This window comes from Desulfurivibrio nitratireducens, from assembly GCF_044068515.1.
Classification (GTDB): domain Bacteria; phylum Desulfobacterota; class Desulfobulbia; order Desulfobulbales; family Desulfurivibrionaceae; genus Desulfurivibrio.
Genome location: NZ_JBIPKI010000043.1, coordinates 1 through 22,278, shown reverse-complemented (window position 1 = coordinate 22,278; position 22,278 = coordinate 1). Strand labels below are relative to the sequence as shown.

The following is a 22,278-nucleotide window of genomic DNA, read 5'->3' as shown; positions in this document are numbered from 1 at the left end:
CGGCGGGTTCCGGTTCTCGTTCCGGCCGCGGCGGCATGGGCGGCGGATCGGGCTCGGGTGTTGGTTCGGCCACCGCCGCCTTGAAGGATTCCGGCCTGATTTGGCTGGCGGTCTCCGGCACCGGCCGGGGCGGGGTGGGGCTTGCCGCCGGTGGTGGGGCCGGGGCCGGGAGTTCGGGCTCGGTGGCCGGCTGGGCGACCAGTTCCAGGTGCAGGGGAACCTGGTGTCGGGGCCCCTCTATTTCGGCCGGCATCCAGGCCAGGTCGCGGCCCCACCAGAAGAGCAGGGCGTGGCCGGCCAGGGCCAGCAGCATGGCGAGCAGCAGCCGTTTCATGATTCCTCAGGGCCCGGCGGCCTCGGCCTGGAGAGAAATTCGCTCCAGGCCCGCCGCCCTGATCTGGTCCAGCACCGCGAAGAGTTGCTGATAATTCAGGTCGCGGTCGGCGAAAAGCAGCACTCCCGGCTCGCCTTCGTCGGCGGTCAGGGCCCGCAAGCGGGCCGGCAACTGCGCCAAAGCCACCGGTTCGCCATTGACGAAGATGGCCCCGTCGGCCTGGATATTGACCGCCAGGGTGGTTTGCGTTTCAATGGCGGCGGCCGCCGACTGGGGCAGGACCACCGGCAGGCCGCGGTGGACCGCCATCGACAGCATGGCGTAAATGAAGACCACCAGCACCAGGAAGACGATGTCGATCAGCGGCAGCATCTCGATCCGCGCCTTGCGGGGGCGGGGGCGGGTGATCTTCATAGCCGCCGGCTCCTGCCGGGCAAGTTGCGCCGCGGGCGAGCGCTGGTCATCGCGATTCCTCCGCCCGGCCGGGGGGCGGGGCCGTTTTCTGGTAGACGATCTCCAGGCTGGTGGCGTACTTTTCGATGTTGAGGGCCGCGTTTTCGACCCGGGCGTTGAAATAGTTGTAGGGGAAAACCGCGAAGATGGCAATGCTCAGGCCGGCGGCGGTGGTGATCAGGGCCTGGGCGATGCCGGCGGTGACCTTGGCCGGTTCCTCGATCCCGGCCACCCCCAGCATTTCAAAGGAGTTGATAATCCCCACCACCGTGCCGAGAATCCCCAGCAGGGGGGCCACGGTGATCATGGTGTCCAGCACCCCCATGAAGCGCCGCATCCGCTGCAATTCGTCGGCCGCCGCCGCTTCCATGGCCTTGCCCGGGGAAAAATCGCGGTGGAGAATGCCGCTGACCAGGATCTTGATCACGTAGTCCCGGCAGCCGCGAACCTTGGCCCGCACCGTCTCCCATTGCCCCTGGCGGCTGAGATCCAGCACCTCGTCCACCAGGTCCCGCCGCCGGTGATACTCCACCCCGGCCCAGAAGATGGCCCGCTCGATCACCACCGTCAGGGCGATGAGCGAACAGGCCAGCAGGGGATACATCAGCGGTCCGCCGCTGTAGAACAGGTTCAACATGGTGGTGGTTTCCCCCCGTGGCGTAAACGTCCGGCAGGGCCCCGGCCTGGGGCGAGCGGTCCGGCTGGCGGCAGCCAACCATGTTGCGCCGGCCCGCTTAACCCAGGCTGGGTCCTGCTGAAGGTTTATTAGAAGTTGACTCTTAACCCGGCCAGGACATTAATCCCCGGCGAGGGGAATTCGGCCTGCTCCAGGTCCCAGCTGATGGCGCCGTACTCGGCGTATTTCTTGTCAAACAGGTTATTGACGTGGAGATAGGCGTTGAGTTGGCGCCAATGGTACTGGACCCCGGCGTTGACCAGCAGGTGGTCGTCCATTTTGCTGAAGTCGTTGTTGAAATCGCTGATGTAGTAGCGCTTGCCCATGTAGTTGCCCTGCAGCGTCCAGGAAAAAGCGTCGCCAAGGGGGCCCTGCAGACCCAGGGTCGCCTGGTGGTCCGGCACCCCGGGAATGTAGTTGCCGGCAAACTGGCCGTCGCGGATCTTGGCCCGGGTGTAGGTGTAGCCGCCGTTGACGGTCAATAGGGCCAGGGGCTTGCTGAAGGCGATTTCGACCCCCTGGCGCCGGGTTTTGCCGTCCAGGTTTTCGTTGCTGAAGCTGACCGGATTATAGAAGATTTCGTCCTTGCCGGTCAGGTGAAAATAATTGACCTGGACATAAAAGTCATGCGCCGGGTAGTGGCGCAGACCCACTTCGTAATTGTCCGAGCGCTGGGGCCGCAGGTCCGGGTTGACGCTGCTGGTGAAGAAGTTGAAGAGCTCGTCGAGCACCGGGTAGCGGAAGCCCCGGGCGTAGCTGAAGTAGGTGTAGGAGGGCCCGGCGTAGCGGTAGTTGGCCCCGGCGGTATAGAGGTTTTCGCTGAAGGTGGGGCGCTCGGCGGTGGCGTCGCCGAAGCTGTAACGCACCCGGTCGTAGCGGTAGCCGGCCGAAAGGGTCAGGTTGTCTACGGGAGTCAGTTCGTCGTGAAGGTAGAAGCCGTAGTTCTTCTTGCGCAGGTCGAAGCGGCCTTCGGTGGGGAAGCCGAAGAAGATCGAGCGGTTGAAGATCTCCTCTTCGGCGTCCTGGTAGTCGATGCCGACGATCAGGCTGTGGTCCAGGCCGGCGAGGGGTTCCTTGATCAGCAGGCGCGGGTTCAGGGCGATGGTGTCGATGGTGGTCTCGCCGGTGAACTCGCCGCCGGCGAAGGTGGCGAAGGCATCAACCTGGCGCTGGCGCAAGGAGGCGTCGAGGCGCAGGGAGCTTTCGCTGAGGATTTGCAGCTCGCCGCCGGCCTTGAGGTAATAGTCCTCGGTTTTGCTGAAGTCATCGGGGTTGGTCGAGTCCTTGCGGGAGGTGCCGCCGGCCAGTTCGCTGAGCCGCAGGGCCCCGGGCAGGCCGGTGGTGTCCTTGTGGAAGTCGCCGCTGATATCGAAGCTCAGCCGCTCGCTGGGAAAATAGCGCAGGTGCAGACCGGCATCGGCGGCCTCGCTGGCCGAGTTGTCGCGATAGCCGTCGGTGTCGGCATAGCTGGCGGCCAGGGCGTAGGAAAGGTTGTCCCGGGAGCCGGTGGCCCCGACCCGGGTGAGGATGGTGTCGTAGCTGCCGGCGGCGACTTCGCCGTTGACCTGGTCGGGACCACCGTCCTTGGTTATGATGTTGATCACCCCGCCGCCGGCATTGTCGCCGTAAAGCACGCTGCCCCGGCCGCCCCGGACGACTTCAATCCGCTGGACCCGGTTCAGCGAGATCAGGGCCCAGTCCACCCCGCTCAGGTCGGGCTGGTTGATCCGGCGGCCGTCCACCAGTACCAGGGTGTTGAGGCCGGCGGTTTCGCCGAAGCCGCGCAGATCGACGGTGAACGCCCGGCCGTTGCCGGTGGTGTCGGTTACCCGGATGCCGGCTTCATTGCGCAGCAGGTCGGGGATGTTGCGGGCGGTGGAGTTGGCGATTTTCTTTTCGTCGATAATGGTGACATGGGCGGGCACGGTGGAGATTTGCGCGGTTTGGCGGGTGGCGGTGACCACCACCTCTTCCATCAGGCCGACCTCTTGGGGAGCGGGTTGGGCCGCCAGCGGCAGCGGGGTTGCCAGCAGGATGGCCAGACCCAGAACTTTGATGCGTTTTTTCATTGTTAAACCTCTTGCACGCTGTTCGGTTCCGGGCAAAAAAAACCCGGACCGATAATTTAATATCGATCCGGGATTCCCTTTTTATCCACTAGATCGGCCGCGCTGCCCCGGTCCACGAAGGCTGCTTCCTCGATCCAGGCAGGTTTTCTGACTCCCGGTTCTTCCTAATGGCCGCGTCTTCCCATTCACCTCCTGGCGAACAGTGACATCTTGCGGCTTTCGTCCCCGGTTACAGCGGCGGGCCCGTTTCCGACTTGCACGGAATTCCCTTTTATGCCCCGATGGGCACCTGGATACAGGTGCCGAATTTCCCCCAATCGGGCCGGAAAGTCAAGTTTATAATCAAGCCGCCCTTACTTCGAGCCCGGCTCTACTTCAACATAGCCGGTGCCGTGGCAGATGGGACATTCCTCTTCCCGGCTGCATTTGCAGTCGTCCCATTGATCATCCAACAACTGGGTGCCCCGCCATTCCATATTGCAGGTGCAGTTGCCGGGAATAACTTTCTTGCCTTTGCATTCCGGGCAGATTTTTTGGTTTTTTTCGCTCATGAAACCCTCCGGTCTGGGAAATATTTGCGCCGCCAATCCACGGCATGAATGAGTGCGTCAAGCTGCAGCGGCCAAGCACCTTTGGCCAGCCGGCCTGATGCCCAGGGCGCTTTGCCCCTGAGCCAGTTCTCATACCAATATGAATAAACCGGGCGGCAAATGTCAAGCCGGCTCTTCGCCGGCCACCTCTCGCTGTTGCCCATGTCCCGGATCGACGAAGGGAAAAGGGGTCAAGGGAAAAGGGGTCAGACCCCTTTTCCCCCCCCCCATCGGTTAGATGGTGCCTCGTTTTTAAGTTAGAGCAGCCCTGACGAGCGTTTCTTCTTCGAGCGGGAGCCAATGATCATGCCGAGCAGCAGAACTCCCGCCCCGGCCAGAAACCATTTGATGGCGGCAGCCAGCAACTCGTCCCTTAATCGCCTTTCCAATTCATGGATCCGTTCGCGTTGTTCCGCCACCTGGCTTGTGAGGGCTTCGTGTTCTCCTCGGATTCGCAGGAAATCCTCGGAGTCCGCCCGTAACTCCTCGTAGTTGGAGATTGCCTGTTCGAGCCGGACTTTCGTTTCCCGTAAGTCTTGTTCAAGCTCCTGATTGAGCCGGCGAAGTCGTACGTTTTCCTCCCGGTGCGAGTCTCTTTCTGCTTCAATTGACCTCAGGCGGGCCGTCGTCGCCTGCAGGTCCTGCCGGGCAGGCGGTTCGGGCCGCAGGTGCTGGGTGCGGACCCAGCCCTCCAGGCCGTCGGGGGCTTTCACCCGACTCCAGTCGCCGGCGGTTTCCAGAAGTTCCAGCCGCTGGCCGGAGCTTATCATCCGTAGAATCCGGTATTCATTGCCGGGGCCGGATCGAAAGGTGACTTCGAACTGGTCGGTTACGTAGCGGGTCTCGGCTACAGCGGTGAGCGCCATACCCAGAACAAGTAATACAGCCAGCAGGATTTGTTTTTTCATTTTTTTACTCTACGAGATGATCTTAGCTGCAGCAGCAGTTGTTAATATTTCTAGCTCATATATGTATGCCAAAAACCGGGACGTACTTCAATCTTTCAATTTATTTGCAGCTGGTTCCGGCCTTGGCTGGCCCGGCTCAAAAACGGCTATTTAGATTTCCCACCGGTAACGCTGGACTACGGGCCAAATGGGATGAAATCATGGAAATACCAAGCCTTGCAGACCCGCAAAGCAAAAGACCGGCCAAAAGATCGCTTTCCCTACCATACCTCTTACCTGGGCAGCGACTGGAAAATCTTCCACGATGTCCTGCTCGCCCCCCGCTACCAGGTAATCCGCAAGATCCTCCCATACTACGGCATCTGCGCGGCGTGATTTGGGCCGGCACTCAGCAACTTGCAATGGGGTGCGCTGAAGACGCCGATGCTGGCAAAGGTTATCATAATGCGGTAATATCGTTCGAAGAGATAATCGGGGACAGGCGGGAGCATGCGCAACAGTACGGCATCCTGGCCTTTGTTATTTTCGGGGCCGCCGCCCGTGGTGAAGCGGCGGGGAGGTAATTACATGGTTTAAGGTTGGAAACCATGGACGGCAACTTTCTTTTTATTCATATCAACGAACTGGGCGAGTTTCGTTCTCCGGACACCATTCCCATCTCCCAGGCCTACCAACTTGCCTGCCTGCGGAAGTACGGCTTTTCCGGCCGTATCCTGGGCGATTACCGGGATCGGCCCCTGGCTCCGGCTGAGGTCAGGAAGGCGATCCTGCGGGACCGGCCCCTGGCTCTGGGTTTTACGGTTTACGAAGAGAACATCAACCGGGTCCGGGCCTGGGCCCGTTACGCCAAAGAACTGGCCCCCGATTTGCCGGTGATTCTCGGCGGTCCTCAGATCGCCGCCATGCCTGGCGCCGGGCTGCTGCAGATGCCGGAGGCCGACGCGCTCTGTCGCGGCGAAGGGGAGACGGTGGTGCTGGAGACGGCCCGAGCCCTGAGCCGGGGCAAGGAACTGGCAGCGGTGCCGGGCATCTGCTGTCGGCGAGGCCAGGGTACGGCCGAAACCGAACCGTTGCCGGTAAGCGGAGAATTGGACGAAATCCCTTCGCCGTTCCTGGCCGACATCATCGATCCCGCCGGCAAGGACCGGATCATTCTCTTCAGCTCACGGGGTTGTCCGGCCGCCTGCACCTTCTGCTGCACTCCGCAGATCGGCGGTCGCCGGCTCCGCTTTCATTCCATTGAGCGGATCGTAGCCGAACTGCAGTATCTGTGCGCTCGGGGAGCCCGCGACTTCTGGTTCGCCGATCCCAGTTTCGCGGCGGTCAAGAAGCGCCTGGTGGCGCTGTTGGAAGAGATCATCGCCCGGGTGCCGGGCATCACCTTCTGGTGTCAGATCCGCTGCGACCATCTGGACCGGGAGCTGGCCGGCCTGTTGAAAGCGGCTGGAGCCCACACCGTGGCCTTCGGTCTGGAATCCGCCGATGGAGAGGTGCTGCGGACCATCAACAAACGGCTGGTGCCGGAGCAGGTGACGGCCGCCGTCCGCCTGGCCCGGGAGGCCGGGATCGGGGTCGAACTCTTTACCATGTTCGGCCTGCCGGGCGAGACCTTGGCGCGGGCCTGCCGGACCCTCGACTTTGTCAGGGACAGCGGCGTGGCGGTGGAGGGCAATTCGATCTCCCAGCAGTTGCATCTTTTCTTTGGCAGTCGCCTCAGCGACGACCCGGCGGCCCACGGGATCAGGCCGCTGGCGCTGACCAGGCCGGCCTATCTTTCGGTGGCGCGCGATTTTGCCACCGACGCCATGTCGAAGGAGGAGATCGACCGCATGGCCCTGCTGTGGCGGCTAAACCGCACCGATTTCACGGAGGACGTGGCGGCGGGGCGCAATCTGTTGGAACGAGCCGGTTTCATTACCGCTCATGAAGAGGCGCTCGCCGGCCGGCCGGAAGCTGATCTGATGCTGGCGGCAATCCTCTTGCAGTTGGAGGAATACGACCGGGCCGCACCGCTGTTGACGAGGCTGGCCGCCGAACACGGCCACCGGTCGCCGGTGAAGGATTTTCTGGCCGGACCCTTTACCGGTTTCAGGTTGATCCGGCGGGCAACGGCCGCCCCCGGCTGCCGGGTGATTTTCGACTGCCGGGGAATGTTGGGCGGCCGGGTGGTGCCGGTCACCGAAAGCCGTTACCAGGAAGCGGTGCTCGGCGAGGGCACCCTGCTGCCCGATTTCGAGCAGGGCCTGCAGGGGCTGCGCGCCGGCCGGGCGACCCAGTTCAAGGTCCGCTTCCCCCCCGAATACGGGCACCAGGAGCTGGCCGGCCAGGAGTTGACCTTCCAGGTCATGTTGCATCTGGTCATGGAACCGGTTTCGGTGGTCGCGGCCGCCGAGTTGGCAAAACTGCCCCGCAACCGCTACCGTTTCTCCGACCTGGAGGGCCTGCGCCGCCACAACGAACGGCTCTATTACCTGGTGCTGCGCGATACGCTGTTCCGCGATCTGCATCAGGAGATGACCGATTTTCTCGCCCTGCTCAAGTTCAGGCTGCAGCTGGGGTTCCGGGAGGAAGCCCTTGCCATGGTCGCCGCCTTGGCGCCGGAATCGGAAGCGGCCAGCTATGCCGGCCGCTTTCTGCTGGCCGCCAATATGGCCCGGGAGGCGATCGCGACACTGACGCCCGGGGTCGCCGCAGGTCGATCGGCAGGGGTTATCGACCTGATCAAGGCTCACATAAAGGCGGGCAACTACCGGGAAGCGGAACGGCTGGCGGCCGACCCGTCACTGGCGGACGATATTCAGGCCCTCGACCTCAGGGTTGCTCTGGCCGCCAATCGGCAAATGGATGTCGCCACCTATCTCGCGCGGATGGATGACCTGCTGCGCCACCAGGTGGAAGCTCTGCTCCGACTGACGGCAAGCTGAGATCGGCAATTACCGAGTGGCAAGATAAAAAAATCCCGTGGAAAAAACTTTGCCCGGCAGGTAAAAAAGATGGCCTTGAGACAGCCCTCATCAGCAATCATGGCACCTCACCGATCAATATTGCCTATTCGGAACTGGCCCAACGCGGCCTGAACAAGGAAGGCCGGCACTGGCTACGGCAGGTCGGGGTGGTCTTGCTGGTGGCCAGGGCCAACCGGAAGCTGGCCCAAAAGCTGTTCGAAGTTGCCAATCGGGGCGGTCAGGGCACCATGACCCTGGCCTTGGGCAAAATACGACAACTCGGCGATTTCCCCGAGGATGCAGTGAGAAGAATCGTTGAGGCAGTGATGGATACCGCTTGTCATATGCTGTTATCCCATGCGGGAGATGGCAGAAATAAAAACATGTTAACGGCCAGTTAGGTCAAGTCCGAAAGTTCAGTAAATAATTATAGTCTGAATTGGCACGATTATAATAACCAGCAAAGTTAATCCAACTATTGGCCATAAAGCCAATCTTTTTAGCCTTCTTCCATATTTGCTTTGTTCAATATTATTCATTAAGAAAACTCCAGACAGATGAATCATGCGGCTTTGCACCTTTTTTCGCAGTCACGCTGCCGGGTTAATCGGGGATCTCTGTTTACTTAAGTCAGAAAGTTCAGTCAGTGAGTTGCAGACCAGTATTTATAAAGCAGTAATAGTCCTGCTAATATCAGGCCAATCCCTAATAATAAAACAAGGGTGGTAATGAAAAAACGGCTAAAGATATTTACGTAATTGTCCAGTTTTAACAATTCCAATGTTTTACTTATATTTTGTTAATCTTCAGATGGTTTAATCTTTATCTTGCAAGTGTTGCAGAAATAAAAATATTTTTTTTTCTTAAAAATCAAGAAAAAACCGGTAATAACCGCAAACAATAGATATAAAAAAGGAATTATTGTGCCATAAGCGATTAGCATCAACAAGGGAAACATTGGTATACTGCTAAAGAGAAGAATTATTCCATATTTCTTGAAATATTTCTTTTCTAATTCATTACCACAAATTTTGCATACTTCACTCATCATGTTTTACCATTTTTAGATTTTTAGCCTATCTGCATTGCAGTTTGCTGTAGTCTAACGCATTCACAACCGAATCCAAATAATTATCAAATATTTCATTTATTAGATCCTCAATCGCATGACCCAATCCAACAGCTTCTAAACCAGTTTGAATTAGCAAACCTCCACTAAATCCAGAAACGCCCCCAATTATAGCTGAAGGACCAGCCCCAATTCCTAAAGCAGGAGTTCCAACTATAGCACCACCTACCGCTCCGGCAGCGGCTCCACCAAGACCAGCACTGATAATTCTTCTGCCCGCAGGATCAATATCCTGCATATAACTATTTGAAATACTCTTGACGGTTTTATCGACGAACTGCTTGATTAAAAATGTCCGAGTTAAACCCCACGGATCAACCCAATTTATCGGGTTGTTCGTCACGTACCTATAAAGATTAATATCGCCGCCGGCAAAGCCGATGGGGTCTTTGGTGATAAACCTCCCGATCTGCGCATCATAGTATCTGGCTCGGTAATAATACAAACCGGTTTCCCGGTCGTATTCGCGGCCGGTGTAGGTGTAGGGCTGCTTGACCCGGTTTTGCCGGTCGTGGAGATTTCCATAGGAATCGTATTGGTAATCCTGTACCACCCGGCCCCGTTCGTCGGTAAGTGCCGCAATGGAACCTAGGCCGTCGGCGTGATAATAATAGGTTCTGCCTCCTTGGTTAAGGGCCAAAGGTTCGTCGACACCGGGGCCATGAAGGTACCGGTTGCCGATCGTGCCCGATCCGTCCAGTTCCAGAATAATATCCTGGTGGTCATAGACATAACGGGTGATGTTTACCCCCTGGGGGCTGGTGGTTTTCTTCTCTATCCGGCGGCCGAAGGGGTCATAAGCGAATTCCACCTTGATCCCGTCGGGGAGGATTACCGCAACCAGGTGATTCTCGTAATCCCAATGATAGCTGGTAATGCCTTCTGCAGGTTCCTTCTTTGCCAAGTTGCCGTTGTTGTCATAGGAATATTGCGCCTTGTTGGTGCTCAGCAGCTGGTTGGCGGTGTTGTGGCTGTAGTCCCGGTGGAGATGGGAAGCGAGGCGGTTGCCTGCCGGATTGTAGCGATAGTATTCCTTTTGCTGCTGCCTGGCTTGTTCCCTGCCGTTACCGCTATTGCCCCGCTCCTTTGCCGGACTGGCTCCGGGGGTGGACTGGACCACTTCCTCCAGGCGGTAGATACGATCGTAGTCATAGGCAACGGTCAGGTGTTCCGTTGTTTTGCTCAAACGGTTTCCGATCTGATCGAGGGTGTAGAGACTTTGGCTGATCAACTCGTCGGCGGGGTTGTGATGCTGGAGGGCGGTTAGTCGTCCGGCGGCATCATAGTGATACCTGGCGGTCAGGCCGTTGGGGTAGTCCAGCTTGGTCCGGCGGCCGAGTTCATCGTAACCGAAGGTGAACTCCTCTCCGGCCGCGATGGCGGCCAGTTGGCCGGCGGCGTTGTAGCGGTAGTTGACGGTTCGGCCATCCGGGGTGGTCATCGCGGTCCGGCGGCCGCTCTGGTCGTACTCATAAGCGATTACACGCCCTTCACTATCGGTGACCATGGTTATCCGGCCGGCCGGGTCATAGCTGAACGAGTAGCTGATATGGCGGTTGGCGGCGGTTTGGAGAAGACCTTTGCGATTATAGGTGAAGGTGGCGGAACTGTCGTCCGGGTAGCTTTTTTCTATCAGCCGACCCAGCTTATCATAGCGGTAATTGATGGTGTGGCCGTTGGGATCGGTCCGGCTGATGACCTTTCCTCCGGCGTCACGGAGATAGCTGGTGGTGTGGCCCAAGGGATCGCGTTCCGCCGTGATCCGGCCCAGAGGGTCGTAAGCGAAGGTGGAGATCTGGTTCTTGGCGTCGGTAAGGGCGGTAAGCCGGTCTGCCCCCGGGCCGGCGCAGGAGTAGCAGTTCTCCCCGCCGCCGTAGCTGAAGGTGGTTGCCGAACCTTCGGCATCGATCATTTCCACCATCTGCCCCCGAGAATTGTAGTTGTAGCGGGTGGTATTGCCGTTGGCGTCGGTTAGGGAAAGCAGGTTGCCGTTGGCGTCATAAGTGAAACTGGTGCGATTGCCCAGGGGGTCGGTGACTCTGATCAGGTTGTAACGGCTGTCGTACTTGTAACTGACGGCTTCATCCCGCGGATCAATTTGTTTGACCAGCCGGCCGGCGGCGTCGTATTCGAACCTGGTGGTTGCTCCAGCCGGGTCGGTTACGGTGATCAGATTGCCGGCCGCATCGTAAGTCATGGTGGTCACAGAGCCGGTGGGATCGGTGACGCCGGTTATGTTGCCCCGCGCATCGGCTTCGAAGCTGGTCTTGGCCCCGGTGGGGTCGATTATTGCCGCCAGGTTGCCCTGCTCATCGTAACGGTATTCAGTAAAATCACCGGCGGGGTCGGTAATGCCGGCGACCTGGCCGTATTGATTATAGCTGTAGCGGGTGATCTGCTCGAGGGGGTCGGTCAGGGTTAAAGGGTTGCCCCTCTCGTCGTAGGTGTAAGTTGTGGTGTTGCCGTCCGGGTCGGTATGACTCAGCAGATTTTGGTACTCGTCGTATCGATATTGACTGATGCCACCCTGGGGGTCTTCCTTGGCGATCAGGTTCCCACGCTGATTGTCGTAGGTGTAGTGCCATTGGCTGCCGTCCTTGTCGGTGACGACGACGCTCTGGGCAACAGTGGGGGAGGGCGGTGGATAGGCGATGGAGCGTTCGCGCCCCTCGGGATCGGTGGCGGTTGTGACCCGCCTTTGCTCGTCGTATTGATAGCGGGTGGTGAAACCGCCCAGATCGGTTCTGGCGGTCAAAATGCCTTGTTCGTCGTAGGTGTAGCGCCACTCGTTCCCGTCGGGCAAACTTACGCTTTGCAGCCGGTTGTCCACCATCGTGAAGTTGTAGGTCCGGCCGGCGGGGTCGATTACCTTGGCGAGGCGGCCGTGGTCGTCATAAGTCAATTCGCTGACGCGGCCGGCTGGATCGGTAATCGAGATCAGCAAACCGTCTTGGTAATGCAGGGAAAGGGTGTTGCCGTTGCGATCGATGATGGCGGCGAGCTTGCCGGCGGCGTTGAATTGCTGGGCCGTGCCGTTTTTAAGCCTCAGGGTAAAAGTCTGGTCGCTATTCTGGCTGAGGAGCGAATAATCCCCGGGCGGCGGCCGATAGCCGTCGCCGGTGGGGACATAAAGCCGGCGTTCGCCGTTGCCTTTTTTGAGCAGCACCGAACCATCCGCGAGCTCGCGTAGCAACAGCTCATAGCTATGGCTCCAGCCCCGGTCCAGGACCCCGGCAAACGGGTCGAGGCTGTTGTAATGGATAGTCAGCTCGGCGGCGTGACCGCTGCCGGAGAGGGCATAAAGCGGTTGACTGTATGCCAGGTTGCCGCTGGCGATATTGGCCCGGGAGCCGAAGTTGATGTTGAGGTCACAGTCGGCGTCCCAGTCGGCCCTAACGGTCGTGGATTCCTCGCTGGCGCAGCCGGGGCTGGCCGCCAGCCGCGCGGTGAGCACAACCGTATAGTTGCCTGGCTCGACCAGGGTGCCATCCGCCGCCCGGCCGTTCCAATGAACGGCGATCTCCCGGTTGGTTCCCGCGGCGATGATGCCGGGATCGGGGAGGGTGGAGTCCCCTGCCAGCAGGGCGATCTCCCATTGGATCTCCTGGCCCGGGCTGCCGGCAACGGTGGCGGTAAGCTCCGCAACCTGGCCAGCGCCGACGTTGACCGATCCGCCACCGTTGAAATTTTGGATCTCCAGATCGCAGCACCGCTCATCCTCCGGTCCCGGGATGTTAAAGGTAATGGTCTTTTGATCAAGGACCTCCCCGACCCGGAGTCCATAATAGGTATAGCTGGTCCACCAGTACTGGCAGTGAACCCCGAAAATATCCTGGAGAAAGACCGTCAGGCTGTGCTGCCCGGGGGAGAAATCAGAACGGTTGATGCGCACAGAAAAATTCTGCAATACGCCCACCTGGCTGTATCCTGAGCCGCCGACATAGTAGGAGGTGACATTACGGATAAGTCGAGAGGCATCCTCGTTGATTTGATAGCGTAAACGCGCATGAATATTGGTGTAATTGATAGGGTCGGAACAGCATTGGGGGCTGTAAAGGGCCCAATAATGGCCCGGGTTGCAGTACGACGAGGCGTCGGCTCTTCCTCGAGGTGTGTCGTCGGTTGCCAGCATGAATTCGCCGAAGACAACCAAGCTATTTTCAACGCATAGCGGTTGGTCGATATCATGCGAGGTTATTTCCACAAAGCCTGTGGCGGCCCAGGATATTGATGCGGCCAGCAACAGGGTCAACAATGCCAAAGTAAAACAGGAAAGCCAGGTCTTCATATTCCCCCTCATGGCCAGGGTTACGGCAAATTCTGAGTTTCTCGCGCTCTTGAGTCAACCGGGAGTTGCCAGGGCGCTGCCAGTGATCATGGCTGGATCAAAGGCCGCCGCCTAATTGTCACAATATATCGGCCAGGCAAGAAATAACCTAAACAGCTCCAGTGTCAAGGTGTTTTTTTGTCAGGCAGCCAGGCCCGATTACTTTGCTGGTCCGCCGATTCTTGCGTTTTTCGGTGGTTAAATTAACGAAAACCTTAAAAAAATCCGGGGCTGCTCTGGTGAAAACGATCTGGCGCCACAAGCGGCCTCTTGGCCAAAACAGTTGCCGTAATTTTTTTCTCGGCTACCTTGGCAGCAAACGGCAGCCGGCAACAAACAGGCAGAAAAGGATGGTAATGAAGGAATTGATTCTGGGCGGGGTGCGCTCCGGCAAGAGTTCTTTAGCGGAGAAGCTGGCCCTGGAAAGTGGCCTGGCGGTGACCTATGTCGCCACCGCCCGGGCCGGTGACGAGGAGATGCGGGCCCGGATCCGGCATCATCGGGAGCGGCGCCCGGACGCCTGGGAACTGGTGGAGGTCGGCCATGACCTGGCGGCGGTGCTGGCCGCCCGGGCCGCCGCCGACCGCTGCCTGCTGGTGGACTGCTTGACCCTCTGGCTCACCGGCCTGCTCGGGGCCGAGGCGGCCGACCGCCGGGAAGGGGAGTTCGGCCTCGATACCGGCGCCTTCAACGAACTGGAGTTCGGAGCCTTCCCGCGGCCGGTATTCAACCCGGAGCGGGAAATCGCCGCCCTGCTCAAAGTGCTGCCCGATTTGCCCGGGCGGATTATTCTGGTCAGCAATGAAACCGGCCTGGGGGTAGTGCCCATGGGCGAGTTGAGCCGGCGGTTCTGCGATGAAGCAGGGCGCCTGCACCAACGGCTGGCGGTCATTTGCGACCGGGTGGTTTTAACGGTGGCGGGACTGCCCCAGGTCTTGAAAGGAGAAGCTATATGACCCTTGATATTGAATGGTTGCAGGAGCCGGTGGCGGCCCTGGATGATGCCGCCCGCCAGGCGGCCGAACAGCGCCAGGGCCGGCTGACCAAGCCGGCCGGCTCACTCGGGCGGCTGGAGGAACTGGCCCTGCGCCTGGCCGCCCTCCAGGGCCGGGTTCGGCCCCGGCTGGACAAGGTCGGCATCGGGGTGTTTGCCGGTGATCACGGAGTGGCGGCGGAGGGAGTGTCGGCCTTTCCCCAGGTGGTCACCACCGAAATGGTGCGCAATTTCGCCCGCGGCGGGGCGGCGATCAGCGTTCTGGCCCGGGAACTGGGGGCCGAGCTGGAAGTGGTCAATCTCGGCACCGTGGCCGATCCCGGGCCCTTGCCCGGCGTGCTGGCCATCAACCTGGGTCCCGGCACCGCCAATTTCGTCGCCGGCCCGGCCATGGACGAGGGCCAGCTGGCCGCCGCCCTAACCGCCGGTCGCGACAGTGTCGAGCGGATGCGGGAACATGGGGTTCAGCTTTACCTTGGTGGGGAAATGGGGATTGCCAATACCACCAGCGCCGCCGCCCTGGCCTGCGCCTACCTTAAGGCCGAGCCCCGGCAACTGGCCGGGCCCGGCACCGGTCTCGATGCCGCCGGGGTCCGCCACAAGGCCGCGGTGCTGGGCCGGGCCCTGGCCCGGCATGCCGCGGTGGTGGCCGCCGCCCCGGATCAGCCCAAAGCCGGCAATCAGGGCCCGGCCCTGGCGGTTTTGCGCTGTCTGGGCGGCTTTGAAATCGCCGCCCTGGCCGGGGCCTATCTGCGCTGCGCCCAGCGAGGATTGCCGGTGCTGATCGACGGTTTTATCAGTTCCACCGCCGCTTTAACGGCTTTGCGCCTCCAACCGGCGGCCGCCCCCTGGTTGATCTATGCCCATGTTTCCGCCGAACCGGGCCATCGCCAGGTCCTGGCCGCCCTCCAGGCCGAGCCCCTGCTCGATCTCGGCATGCGTCTGGGCGAGGGCAGCGGCGCGGCGGTGGCGGTGCCCCTGCTGCGTCTGGCCTGCGCGCTGCATGGCGAGATGGCCACCTTTGACGAAGCCATGGTTTCCGGCCGGGTTTGAACCGGGGCCGCCGGGCCCTTGGCCCTGGCGCCGGGTTAGTGCGCTTGCCCCTTGTTCCCGGCCGGCTGAGTTGACCAATTACAGGAGCTTGACGGTGCTGAAATTTTCTCCCCGCTACGCCCACGTGCTGCTGGCTTTTTTCACTTCCCTGATGATGTCGCTGCTGATGTCGGGGATCATTACCCTGCTCAATCTCGGGCTGGTGGACGATTTTATCCGCCGCTGGCTGACCGCCTTCGTCAGCGCCTTCGTCGTGGCCTTTCCCTCCATTCTCCTGGTCTTGCCGGTGGCGCGGAGGATCGTCACCCACCTCATCGAACCAGAGCGGTAAACGTCCAGTAGCACCGCATCTTGGCGCGATCAGCCCCGGTGATATAGCGCTGCTATAATCCCCGGGACTGCTTGCGCCAATCTGCGGCACTTCTGAACGTTTACTTCCCTTGCCATAGTTTGCCATTTTGCTTGCTTTCTTTTTGCATGGTTTTTCTGCGACAATTTGTCGCATTGTGGGGGTAGGGGCGCGCTTTTATAGTGGGGGTGGTATATTGCTACTTTGTGGCGGGGCCTGGCGGGCGGGGTTTGGTGGCCGGCGAGGCGACTTGCTTTGCGAAATGACAACACCGGAGGAGAGATTGCGATGGATAAGGTTAGCGAAGGAATGAATCGCCGCCAGGTTTTGCAGGTGCTGGGACTGAGCGCTGTGGCCGGGGTGGTTTTGCTGCGGCCGGCACTGGCGGGGGCGGCCGCAACCGACGGGACTCCCCTGCAGTTCATGCCCAAGACCGCGCCCGATCCCGCTCCCCTGGAAAACGAACTGGCCAAGTACCCCAAGTGCCCCTATTGCGGGATGGACCGGCGCCAGTGGCAGCACAGCCGCCACCTGATCCATTACGAGGACGAACTGGTGGATGCAACCTGTTCGCTGCGTTGCGCCTCCCTGAGCCTGGCCTTGAATATTGACCGCGGTCCCAAGGCGATTTATGCCGCCGATTTCGGGGCTGCTGACGAGATCAAACCCCTGGTGGAGGTGGAGCAGGCCAGCTATCTGATCGGCTCCGACCTGCCGGCGACCATGAGTCGGACCAGCAAGATGGCCTTCGCCTCGGCAGAGGCAGCTCAAGCCGCCGCCCGGGAGCATGGCGGGGAAATCGGCGACTTCGACGCGGCCCTGCGCCAGGCCTATCTTGACCAGGCCGAAGACGCGGTGATGATCCGCCAACGGCGGGCCGCCCGGCGGCGGCGGCAGGTGAACGGCCATCATCACGGCCACTGAAAAACCACCGCATAGCCGCTGGCCGGCGAATTTTTACCTAAAATGTTGACAGTTCGCCGGTCGGCGGTTTATTTTCCTCCTTGTGTAACACGAATTTTAAATTGATAACAAGGAGGACGACATGAAAGAGTGGTGGCGGTGGTTGGGACGACAAGGGCTGGTTGGCGGGCTTATCCTGGGGTTGGGGCTGCTGGGTTCGGGCGGCGCGGCTCTGGCCGGCTCCGGCCAACTGCAGTTTTACGCCAACGGCGAAGAGCTGATCACCGAAGGCTTTCTCGCCCCCAAGTTGAGCAAGGACGGCTGGCAGCTTACCTTCAGCCACGCCTATGTTACCCTGGCCGAGATCACCGCCTATCAGACCTCCCCTCCTTACGACGCCCAGGCGGGCGGCGATATTTCCGCCACCCGGCAAGTTGCCCTGGCCGGCCCGCTGACCGTCGATCTGGCCGCCGGCAGCCCCGAGGAGCCGCCGGTGCCGGTGGGCGAGGCCGTTGCCGCCCCGGCCGGGCATTACAATGCCATTTCCTGGCGGATGCCGGTGGCGGCGACTGGCCCGGCCGCCGGCTATTCCCTGCTGCTGATCGGCCGGGCCGAGAAGGAGGGCCGCCAGGGGGATTTCCGGCTGGGCAGCCGGGAAGAGCTGCGCTATCAATGCGGCGAGTTTGTCGGTGATGAGCGCAAAGGCTTTGTCGTGGCCGGAGGCCGGGCCGACCTGGAGATGACCTTCCATTTTGATCATATTTTCGGCCGGGCCGACAAGGACGCCGCCGACCCCATGAACCTCGAGGCCCTCGGTTTCGCGCCTTTTGCCGCCGGCGGGGCGCATGATCTCTCCCTGCGCGGCGTGCATCTGGGCCATGCCGGCGAAGGCCACTGCCGGTAAACGCGCGCCAGCACCGCATCTTGGCGCGATCAGTCCACCCGGCATACCTAGGTATGGCCGGGAGGCCTGCTTGCGCCAACCTGCGGCACTGGCGCGCGTTTACCTCTTGGTTGCAGGGGTTACCGTGTTTGATAGATAATAGATTGCCTTTATTGTGATGGGGCAGGTTTTACTTTTTAGTTGGCCGGAAGTCAGCTGACAGGAGGTTTTTTTGATGGGTGTTTGGGTTGCTTGGCTGGGCGGGTTTTTCTGGTCGGGGCTGGTGGGGCTGGTTGGCCTGGGTTGGGCGCTGCTGCTGCCGGCGGCGGCGGCGGCCCACGGGGCCCTGGTGGAATATCGCCCGGCTCCGGGGGTGGTGGTGCAGGCCCTTTATGATACCGGTCAGCCCATGGCCGGAGCCCAAATCACCGTGTTCGCCCCGGATAACCCGGCCCGGCCCTGGCTTGCCGGCACCGCCGACGACCAGGGCCGCTTCGCTTTTGTCCCCGATCTGGAGCTGCCCGGCGCCTGGGCGGTGCAGGCCCGGTTGGCCGGGCATGGCGCCATGGCCCATATTGATCTTGCCACGACCGAGCCGGGGGCGGAGGTTGCGGTCGCCCCCGGGGCCCCCGGGACCGGGCAGCGCTGGATCATGGCCCTGGCCGTGATTTGGGGCTTTATCGGCACCGCCCTCTTTTTTGCCCGGCGCAAGGACCGCGTTTAGCGGAGAATCGCCAGGGCGGCCTCGTAATCCGGTTCGTTCTGGATTTCCGGCACCAGCTGGCGGTAAATCACCTTCCCCTTTTCGTCGATTACCACTACCGAGCGGGCCAGCAGGCCGGCCAGGGGGCCGTCGCTGATTCTCACCCCGTAGCGTTCCCCGAAATCCAGGTTGCGCAGTTCGGAAACGGAGATGACCCGGTCCAGGCCCTCGGCCCCGCAGAAGCGGGCCTGGGCGAAGGGCAGATCGCGGGAAACGCAGAGACAGACGGCGTTGGCGACCTTGTCGATCTCGGCGTTGAAGCGGCGGACGCTGGTGGCGCAGGTGCCGGTGTCCACGCTGAGAAAGATGTTGAGGACGATCCTTTGGCCGGCGAAGTCCTTGAGGCTGACATCGCTGAGGTCGTTTTTGGTCAGCAGAAAATCCGGGGCGGGACTGCCGATTGCCGGCAGCTCGCCACTGGTGTGGACGGGTTTTCCTCCCGCGGTGATTTCAGCCATTGCTGGTTCCTCCCTGGGTTTGATCAGGGCTCCGGAACCGGATCGGCCCGGTCCCGGAGCCCGATTTTTACGGTATGGGGCTGTCCCCGCCGGCCGACGGGTCTACTCTTTGGCCGCCACGGTGACGCTCCGGCTGACCATATCCACCACCGGCAGGTCCGGCATCTCGGTGAGGCCGTAGATCTCGGCCAGGTCCATATCCTCGGGCACCGCCGCCAGCAGGGCGTGGGCCACCTTCTGGTCGGCCTGGCGGTAGCGCAGGGTCGCCTCGGCGGTCAGGGGGCCTGTCGCCTGGCCGGCGGTCACCCCGTAATAGACATCGCGGTAGCCCCGGGGCGGGATCGTGTCGTGGCGGGAAAAGGCGATCACCTCCCAGGGATCGAGGGCGAAATGAAAGCCCTCGCCCATTCCCTCGGAGTTGAATTTGCGGGCGTTGGCCGGCAGGTCGCCCTTTTCATCCACCGTGCCGGTGGTCATGACCACGTTGCCCTGGGCGTCCTTGACCGTCAATTCCAGCCAGACCTGGCGGATATTGGTCAGGGAGGTGGGCAGGTTGTGGCCGGCCCGGATATTTTTCACCCGGACCCGCAGTTCGGCCAATTGTTCATCCCGGTAAAGCGGGGTGATTTCCAGGTCGGCGGCGGCCTGGAGCCGGGCCACCGCCATCTCGAACTTGTTGCGGGCGTTGGCGGCCAGTTTCTGGTCGCCTTTTTTCAGCGCGGCCTGTTCCACCAGGGCGTAAACCAGGAAATTGGCCCCGTTGAAATAGTGGCGGTACTCGCCCCGTTGGGGCTTCTGGAAGGTATCGGCCGAGCGCAAAAAGGTTTCGCTGTCCACCATGTGACAATCCTGGCAGTGGATGCCCTTGACCTGGTAAGGCCCGTCCTTCCATTCCCGGTAGGTGGCTTCCAGCGGGGTATGGGTCCGGTAGTGGTGAACCTGGTGGCAGTTGGCGCAGAGTTCGGCGGTTTTGAGCAGGGGTTGCTCGACGCATTCGTGAAAGCCGGCCCCGCAGCCGGTATTGGGCTTATAGGGCACGTATTTGGTCCGGACCGGACCGGTCTCGCCGTCCCGGCCGGGGGACAAAATCAGGGAGCCATTTTCCGGTTGCCGGTAGGGGGTTTCCCAGCCGCTGTGGCCGCTGACCGAATGGCAGATATCGCAGGAAACTCCAGCCAGAGCCATGTCGCTGAGGCCGCTGATTCCCGCCCCCGTGACCTCGCCGGTCACCAGCCCGGCCGGGGTATGGCAGCCGATGCACTGTTTGGCGACCTCCGGGCCCACCGCCTCCAGGGCTTTTACCAGTTCGCCCTGGTAAACCGGATCGTGCCAGGACAGGGCGTGCATGGAGGCGGTCCATTCTTCATACTGGATGGGGTGGCAGCCGGCGCAGACTTGTGGCGGGGTGAAAGAGGCCCCGCTTTCCTGGTAGCGCAGCAGGGAGGGGGCGTAGGGGAAAAGTTCCGGGTCGGGCTTTTCCATGGCGGTGCCGATCCCGGTGAAGAGAAATGGCGCCAGCAACAGGCCGCCGAGGGCTCCAGCCAACACGATGCATCTTTTCACGTTCATGTCTCTCCTCCTTTGGCTAAAAAATTAAAACCTTGTTTCCAGGATAGCAGTTGGCTGCCCGGAACTCAACGGCAAGCAGGATGATAAAAAGGGAAGGGGTGGACAAGGGGCCGGCCCCTTGGTTAAGGTGGGCGGCGCGACCATGCCGGAACTGCCTTGTTGCCCAGCGAGAGGAGAAACAGACCATTGCCTGATAAGCGCCGCACCGGGGCCGGAAGCGTGGCCCCGACCCGCCATCCTCGTCCGGAACAGGACTCCCGAACCGCCCTGGTCGACGAGCCGCCGGGGTTGTGCCCGGTTTGCCGGGCCGGGGGGCCGCAGCCCTTTTTGAGCGTCGGCGATCGCGACTACCGGCGCTGCCCGACCTGCGCCGCGACCTTGCTCGAGCCCGGCCAGCGCCCGGGGCCGGCGTTGGAATACCGCCATTATCTGCAGCATGAGAATGATCCCGCCGATCCCGCTTACCGCCGTTTTCTGGCCCGGCTGGCCGAGCCCCTGCTGCTCCGGCTGGCCCCGGGGGCGCGGGGGCTCGATTACGGCTGCGGTCCCGGCCCGGCCCTGGCGGCGATGCTGGCCGAAGCGGGCCACCCGACGGCGCTCTACGATCCCTTTTTTTGCCCCGATCCCGCCCCGCTGGAGCAAACCTACGACTTCATCACCTGCACGGAAGCAATCGAACACTTTCATCGGCCCGCTGCCGAGTTCGATCGTTTGGGCCAACTGCTGCGACCCGGCGGCTGGCTGGCGGTGATGACCTGCTTCCAGACCGACGACGCCCGCTTTGCCGTCTGGCACTACCGCCAGGATCCCACCCATGTCGTTTTTTATCGCGAAGCCACCCTGCGGTTGCTGGCGGCCCAGCGCGGCTGGAGCTGCGAGATTCCCGCCAAGGACGTGGCCCTGATGCGCAAACCGGCGACCGGCGAAGCCGGGGTTGACAAGGGGATTGGGGAGCTCGCTTGACACTGTCGGGGAGGCGCGATATTTTGAGATAGGAAGCCGACACCGGCTTTTGCCGGCCGGCAGTTGATCTCCGCGACCCGGGGCGAACTCTGGTCCGCCGCAGCCGGGACCCCGGCAAAGAACGACAAGGGAGGACGGTTATGAAGAAGAGCAGCTGGTTTTTAACCTTGATGTTGAGCGCCGCGCTGCTGCTGGCCGGCCTGGTGGTCGGTGAGCGCCCGGCCGCCGCCCAGGAGGCCGGCTTGGAGGAGCAGATCTTCGGCAGCCAGATCATGACCTACGGAGAACGGATGGAATACCGCAACCGCCTCCGGGCCGCTGAAACCGAAGAGGAACGGCAGCGCATCCGCAGCGAGCATCACGAGCGCATGCTGCAACGGGCCCGGGAGCGGCACATGAACCTGCCCGAAGCAGTTCCGACCGAACCCGGCCGCGGCCTGCGCCGGGATGATCCTCCCGGCAGGGGACTCGGCCGGGAAACTCCTCCGGGCCGCGGCCTTGGTCCCGATGGGGAAGGTCCCCCGGGGCGGGGCGGCCGCTACGGGCGCTGATTATCCGGCTGGTCATTTAAGCAGGATCTGCAAGCGACCCTCTCCTGAACGAATGGAAGCTTGACCCGGCGGCGGCCCGAACGGGGGCCGAGCCGGCTTAAGTCCAGTATCACCGCAGGTTTGCCGGATGTTGTCCCGGCCCGGCAGGAAACTCTGTAATGGCCGGGCCGGCGCAAAAACCTGCGGTGGTGCTGGATTTTTTGCTGTCCGGGCCACCCCCTTTAAGGATAGAAATGACGACCAAAAAGAAATTTTACGCGGTAGCCGCGGGCCGGGTGCCGGGAATTTACGACAACTGGCCCCAGGCCAAAGCCCAGGTTGACGGTTTTGCCGGCGCCCGCTACAAGGGCTTTGCCGACCG

The 22,278-nt window shown here is 61.3% G+C and carries 19 protein-coding genes, 2 pseudogenes and 1 riboswitch; of the genes and pseudogenes, 12 read left to right on the top strand and 9 right to left on the bottom strand.

Annotated features, from left to right (window positions below):
* The 6 genes and pseudogenes from ACHHTY_RS10010 to ACHHTY_RS09985 form a co-directional block, all read right to left on the bottom strand.
* Positions 1–334: pseudogene (locus ACHHTY_RS10010) on the bottom strand (energy transducer TonB); the annotation flags it as partial.
* A 6-nt stretch (positions 335–340) separates the two neighbouring features.
* Positions 341–748 carry an ExbD/TolR family protein gene (locus ACHHTY_RS10005; protein WP_395493986.1) on the bottom strand — a complete coding sequence of 136 codons (408 nt, stop codon included), beginning with the start codon at positions 746–748 and terminating at the stop codon, positions 341–343.
* A gap of 46 nt (positions 749–794) precedes the next feature.
* Positions 795–1,424, bottom strand: coding sequence for a MotA/TolQ/ExbB proton channel family protein (locus ACHHTY_RS10000; RefSeq protein ID WP_395493985.1), 630 nt, complete (start codon positions 1,422–1,424; stop codon positions 795–797).
* A gap of 128 nt (positions 1,425–1,552) precedes the next feature.
* Complete coding sequence (locus ACHHTY_RS09995; RefSeq protein ID WP_395493984.1) at positions 1,553–3,532, bottom strand: TonB-dependent receptor; 1,980 nt, start codon at positions 3,530–3,532, stop codon at positions 1,553–1,555.
* A gap of 120 nt (positions 3,533–3,652) precedes the next feature.
* A riboswitch (cobalamin riboswitch) is annotated at positions 3,653–3,840 on the bottom strand.
* Between the two features lie 45 nt (positions 3,841–3,885).
* Positions 3,886–4,083: an ankyrin gene (locus ACHHTY_RS09990; RefSeq protein ID WP_395493983.1), complete on the bottom strand. Its 198-nt coding sequence runs from the start codon at positions 4,081–4,083 to the stop codon at positions 3,886–3,888.
* A 296-nt stretch (positions 4,084–4,379) separates the two neighbouring features.
* Positions 4,380–5,030, bottom strand: coding sequence for a TIGR04211 family SH3 domain-containing protein (locus ACHHTY_RS09985; RefSeq protein WP_395493982.1), 651 nt, complete (start codon positions 5,028–5,030; stop codon positions 4,380–4,382).
* A 192-nt stretch (positions 5,031–5,222) separates the two neighbouring features.
* On the opposite strand from ACHHTY_RS09985, the gene ACHHTY_RS09980 reads away from it, so the two are divergent.
* From ACHHTY_RS09980 to ACHHTY_RS12075, 3 genes and pseudogenes are all read left to right on the top strand, one after another.
* Positions 5,223–5,405 carry a hypothetical protein gene (locus ACHHTY_RS09980; RefSeq protein ID WP_395493981.1) on the top strand — a complete coding sequence of 61 codons (183 nt, stop codon included), beginning with the start codon at positions 5,223–5,225 and terminating at the stop codon, positions 5,403–5,405.
* 212 nt (positions 5,406–5,617) lie between these two features.
* Complete coding sequence (locus ACHHTY_RS09975; RefSeq protein ID WP_395493980.1) at positions 5,618–7,954, top strand: radical SAM protein; 2,337 nt, start codon at positions 5,618–5,620, stop codon at positions 7,952–7,954.
* 260 nt (positions 7,955–8,214) lie between these two features.
* Positions 8,215–8,376 (top strand): annotated as a pseudogene (locus ACHHTY_RS12075) (IS4 family transposase); the annotation flags it as partial.
* A 675-nt stretch (positions 8,377–9,051) separates the two neighbouring features.
* On the opposite strand, the gene ACHHTY_RS09965 reads toward ACHHTY_RS12075, so the two are convergent.
* On the bottom strand, positions 9,052–13,392 hold the full coding sequence (locus ACHHTY_RS09965; protein WP_395493978.1) for an RHS repeat-associated core domain-containing protein: 4,341 nt from the start codon (positions 13,390–13,392) through the stop codon (positions 9,052–9,054).
* 395 nt (positions 13,393–13,787) lie between these two features.
* On the opposite strand from ACHHTY_RS09965, the gene cobU reads away from it, so the two are divergent.
* The 6 genes from cobU (at position 13,788) to ACHHTY_RS09935 (ending at position 18,337) form a co-directional block, all read left to right on the top strand.
* Positions 13,788–14,387, top strand: coding sequence for a bifunctional adenosylcobinamide kinase/adenosylcobinamide-phosphate guanylyltransferase (gene cobU / locus ACHHTY_RS09960; protein ID WP_395493977.1), 600 nt, complete (start codon positions 13,788–13,790; stop codon positions 14,385–14,387).
* A complete protein-coding gene (cobT, locus tag ACHHTY_RS09955) occupies positions 14,384–15,478 on the top strand; it encodes a nicotinate-nucleotide--dimethylbenzimidazole phosphoribosyltransferase (protein ID WP_395493976.1) in 1,095 nt (364 codons plus the stop codon). The genes cobU and cobT overlap by 4 nt, the downstream gene beginning before the upstream one ends.
* A 94-nt stretch (positions 15,479–15,572) precedes the next feature.
* A complete protein-coding gene (locus ACHHTY_RS09950) occupies positions 15,573–15,809 on the top strand; it encodes a DUF2798 domain-containing protein (RefSeq protein ID WP_395493975.1) in 237 nt (78 codons plus the stop codon).
* Positions 15,810–16,115: 306 nt separating this feature from the next.
* Positions 16,116–16,751, top strand: coding sequence for a nitrous oxide reductase accessory protein NosL (locus tag ACHHTY_RS09945; RefSeq protein WP_395493974.1), 636 nt, complete (start codon positions 16,116–16,118; stop codon positions 16,749–16,751).
* A gap of 121 nt (positions 16,752–16,872) precedes the next feature.
* Positions 16,873–17,634 carry a hypothetical protein gene (locus ACHHTY_RS09940; RefSeq protein ID WP_395493973.1) on the top strand — a complete coding sequence of 254 codons (762 nt, stop codon included), beginning with the start codon at positions 16,873–16,875 and terminating at the stop codon, positions 17,632–17,634.
* A 214-nt stretch (positions 17,635–17,848) separates the two neighbouring features.
* Complete coding sequence (locus tag ACHHTY_RS09935; protein WP_395493972.1) at positions 17,849–18,337, top strand: carboxypeptidase regulatory-like domain-containing protein; 489 nt, start codon at positions 17,849–17,851, stop codon at positions 18,335–18,337.
* Here ACHHTY_RS09935 and tpx read toward each other — a convergent pair.
* Positions 18,334–18,834, bottom strand: a complete 501-nt coding sequence (tpx, locus tag ACHHTY_RS09930) for a thiol peroxidase (protein ID WP_395493971.1) — start codon at positions 18,832–18,834, stop codon at positions 18,334–18,336. The genes ACHHTY_RS09935 and tpx overlap by 4 nt on opposite strands.
* 102 nt (positions 18,835–18,936) lie before the next feature.
* On the bottom strand, positions 18,937–20,403 hold the full coding sequence (locus ACHHTY_RS09925; protein ID WP_395493970.1) for a cytochrome c family protein: 1,467 nt from the start codon (positions 20,401–20,403) through the stop codon (positions 18,937–18,939).
* Between the two features lie 186 nt (positions 20,404–20,589).
* Here ACHHTY_RS09925 and ACHHTY_RS09920 point away from each other — a divergent pair, with 186 nt between their 5' ends.
* The 3 genes from ACHHTY_RS09920 to ACHHTY_RS09910 all read left to right on the top strand — a co-directional run.
* Positions 20,590–21,366: a class I SAM-dependent methyltransferase gene (locus tag ACHHTY_RS09920; RefSeq protein ID WP_395493969.1), complete on the top strand. Its 777-nt coding sequence runs from the start codon at positions 20,590–20,592 to the stop codon at positions 21,364–21,366.
* 140 nt (positions 21,367–21,506) lie between these two features.
* Positions 21,507–21,917: a hypothetical protein gene (locus tag ACHHTY_RS09915; protein ID WP_395493968.1), complete on the top strand. Its 411-nt coding sequence runs from the start codon at positions 21,507–21,509 to the stop codon at positions 21,915–21,917.
* A gap of 233 nt (positions 21,918–22,150) precedes the next feature.
* Positions 22,151–22,278: ribonuclease H1 domain-containing protein (locus tag ACHHTY_RS09910; RefSeq protein WP_395493988.1), on the top strand; the 128-nt coding region annotated here is incomplete at its 3' end.